Annotated in this window: 2 protein-coding genes; both read left to right on the plus strand. The window is 42.1% G+C overall.

The features are described from left to right. Nucleotides 1-1,829 (plus strand): FAD-binding and (Fe-S)-binding domain-containing protein (locus tag ACEW8U_RS21495; RefSeq protein WP_373524108.1); only part of this gene is annotated, 1,829 nt, incomplete at its 5' end. A gap of 7 nt (nucleotides 1,830-1,836) precedes the next feature. After that, nucleotides 1,837-3,525, plus strand: a complete 1,689-nt coding sequence (locus ACEW8U_RS21500) for an L-lactate permease (RefSeq protein ID WP_373524109.1) — start codon at nucleotides 1,837-1,839, stop codon at nucleotides 3,523-3,525. The last annotated feature ends 142 nt before the right edge of the window (nucleotides 3,526-3,667 follow it).

Consider the following 3,667-nt stretch of genomic DNA (forward strand, 5'->3'; position numbering starts at 1 on the left):
ATGCTTTCCCATTATTTCCCGAAGGCAAAGCTTATGAAGATGTTTGGATTGTCAGGAAAAAGGGCTTGGGCCTGATGTTGGGAATCAAAGGAGATAAAAAACCCCTTCCATTTATTGAAGATGCGGCCATACCCATTGATGTATTGCCGGAATACATTGACAGGGTTCTCAAAATCTGTAAAAAACACAATACGGAAGTATCCATGTATGCCCATGCCAGTGTAGGAGTCATTCACGTCAGGCCAATTCTGGACCTAAGGCAAAACGAGGACATTGAAAATCTCAAAAAAATAGCAGATGAAACCTTCGAACTGGTCCTCGAATATGGAGGGTCTTGGAGTGGCGAACATGGGGACGGTCTTGTAAGAAGTGCATATAATGAAAGATTTTTTGGAACAAAACTTTACAATGCCCTAAAGGAGGTAAAAGCCCTATTTGATCCCGAAAATCTAATGAATCCGGGTAAGATTGTGGATGCCCAAACCATAGAGAAAAATCTCAGATATGGTGTGGGTTATAAAGATGAAACTGCTGATACCCAATTTAAATATAGGGCAGAAAACAGCTTTAGGGAATCTGTCCACATGTGTACGGGGGTGGGGGAGTGCAGGAAGATTATCGGAGGGACCATGTGCCCAAGTTTCAAAGCAACAAGGGATGAGGAACATTCTACAAGGGGAAGAGCCAATGCGCTGAGATTGGCCATGTCAGGTCAATTGGATAAGGATGGACTGACCAGTGAAAGGCTCCGGCAAACCATGGATCTTTGCCTTTCATGCAAAGCCTGTAAGTCCGAATGTCCGAGCAATGTGGACATGGCCAAAATGAAAAGTGATGTGGGACAGCTGTACTTTGACAAGCATGGCACAACCTTAAGGGACCGGTTGATCAGAGATTCCTCCAAGATGGCCTCAAGATTTTCAGGTTCCTTTGCATGGGCCATCAATGCCGTTCAGAAATCATGGTTTTTTAGGATTTTACTTCAAAAAACAATTGGATTTGACAAGAGGAGAACCCTGCCTGACTATGCAGGCCAACCTTTCTACAAATGGTTTTTGAATTACGGAAACCATCAACCACACTCCTCCAAAAAGGTTGTCTTATTTGCTGACACTTTCCTGAATTATCATGAACCTCAAATTGGGATCTCTGCAGTTGAGCTTTTGAATTCCTGTGGCTATGAAGTGATATTGGCCAATGTGGGCTGTTGTCAGCGGCCCAAAATTTCACATGGATTTTTAAAAGATGCCAAAGCTGAAGGAACCAAGACCGCTAAAGGTCTTGAGAAATATTTTGACCAGGGTTCCAAAGTTGTGGTTTGTGAACCAAGCTGTGCTTCTGCTCTTAATGATGATTTACCTGATCTGATTGATGATCAGGATCTTGCCCATAAACTCAAATCCAATGTTGTAATGATCGATGTGTTCCTTGAAAACGAGTTGAAATCGGGTAAACTGAACGTAGAATTCAAGGCTGTGGCCGAAGAAATTATAATACATGGACACTGTCATCAAAAAGCACTTTTTGGTACCAATGCAGCCAAAAATGTTTTCGCAAACACCAATACACTCATTCGTGAAATACCTTCCGGCTGTTGTGGAATGGCCGGATCTTTCGGCTATGAAAAAGAGCATTATGACATTTCAAAAAAAATAGGAGATGAGATTCTTTTTCCTGCGCTCAATAAAGTATCCGAACAGACTGCAATCGTTGCAAACGGCTTCAGTTGCAGACATCAAATTGCCCATTTCACAAATTCCAAACCCAAACATTGGGTGGAAGTAGTTAGGGCAGTTCCTAAAAAAAATCAACAATACACCCCAAAATGATTTACTTATGTCCATTTCTGTTTTGTCCTTTCTGGCACTTTTCCCAATATTATTGGTAGCAATACTTTTGGTAGGATTTAGGATACCTGCCAAATATAGTATGCCAATTGGCTTTCTGAGTACGGCTGTCATTGCTAAATTAGCTTGGGATCTTTCTATTTTGGATATACTTGCCTCTTCCATACAGGGCTTATTTATTACATTTGATATTTTATATATTGTTTTTGGTGCAATTTTTCTTTTGACATTACTCAATTACTCAGGAGCTATTCAGGTAATCAGAAACGGATTTTCCGGTATCAGCGAGGATAGGAGAGTGCAAGTGGTCATTATTGTTTGGTTGTTCGGGTCCTTTATTGAAGGAGCAGCGGGCTTTGGGACACCTGCGGCAATAGTAGCCCCATTATTACTGGCTATGGGCTTTCCAGCAATGGCGGCTGTCATGCTGGGACTAATGGTCCAAAGTACACCGGTCACCTTTGGTGCAGTGGGAACCCCTATTTTAGTCGGCGTCCGTGGAGGATTGGAAAGTCCCCAATTGGATAAAATGTTAGCAGCTGCTGACATGACCTATATGGATTACCTGCAAATCATCACCTCTAATTCAGCCATTTTTCATGCCATTGCAGGTACAATTATGCCTTTGTTTATGATTTGCATGATGACGAGATTTTTTGGCGAAAATAAAAGCTGGAAAGAAGGCTTGGTCATGTTCCCCTACGCCATATTTGGAGGTTTAGCATTTACAATTCCTTATCTCTTGACAGGGATGTTTTTGGGTCCCGAATTCCCTTCTTTATTGGGATCCTTGGTGGGATTGCTGATCGTTATTCCTGCGACAAAAAAAGGATTTTTGCTTCCGGATAAAAAGTGGGATTTCGCCGAAAGGAGTACCTGGCCAAAATTATGGTTTGGAAATTTAAAAGTGGATATCAATCAGCCCCAGAGTAAGGCTCCCTTATCCTTGTTCATATCCTGGTTTCCATACATTTTGTTGGCATTGATTCTAGTGGTCACAAGACTTCCCCAATTGCCTGTAAAGGCCCTGCTTACTTCTTTTGAGATTGGTTATGCCAATATTCTTGGAACTCAAATTTCTGCCGCAAGTACACCCCTTTATTTGCCGGGTACTATCTTGATCCTTGTTGCAGCAATTACCATGTTTTTGCATCAAATGAAATGGAAAGATGTAGGACTGGCCATTTCCCAAAGTTCCAAAATGATCATCGGGGCAGGCTTTGTTTTAGTTTTTACCATTCCCATGGTCAGGATCTATATCAACTCCGGTATCAATCCCCAGGATCTCCCGGGAATGCCTATTGTAATGGCTGAATGGGTCGCTTCCAAGGTCGGAATGATTTATCCCCTGTTCGCACCTGCAGTCGGGGCTTTGGGGGCTTTCATTGCAGGAAGCAACACCGTAAGTAACCTGATGTTCGGATTGTTCCAGTTTGGAGTTGCGGAAAGATTGTCAATGCCGACCACCATCATGGTGGCCTTGCAAGCAGTTGGTGCCGCCGCCGGAAATATGATAGCCATCCATAATGTAGTCGCTGCGGCAGCTACTGTAGGATACCTGGGCAAAGAAGGCTTGATTTTAAGAAAAACAATTCTTCCGACTCTCTATTATATACTAATCGTTGGGCTCTTGGGACTTTTGTTTCTGAATATCATGGACATACAAGATCCCTTTTAAAAAAATAGTGAGCAAAGTAAAAAACAAATAAGTAAACAGTAGATATTTTGGGTTTATTGATGAAAAAATCAGCTTGGTCTCCAAGCTGATTTTTTTTAGGAGCAGCTTCAATGGCATTCAAATCGAATTGGTCAGTTCAACA

The sequence above is a fragment of the Aquiflexum sp. genome (genome assembly GCF_041751335.1).
Taxonomy (GTDB): Bacteria; Bacteroidota; Bacteroidia; order Cytophagales; family Cyclobacteriaceae; genus Aquiflexum.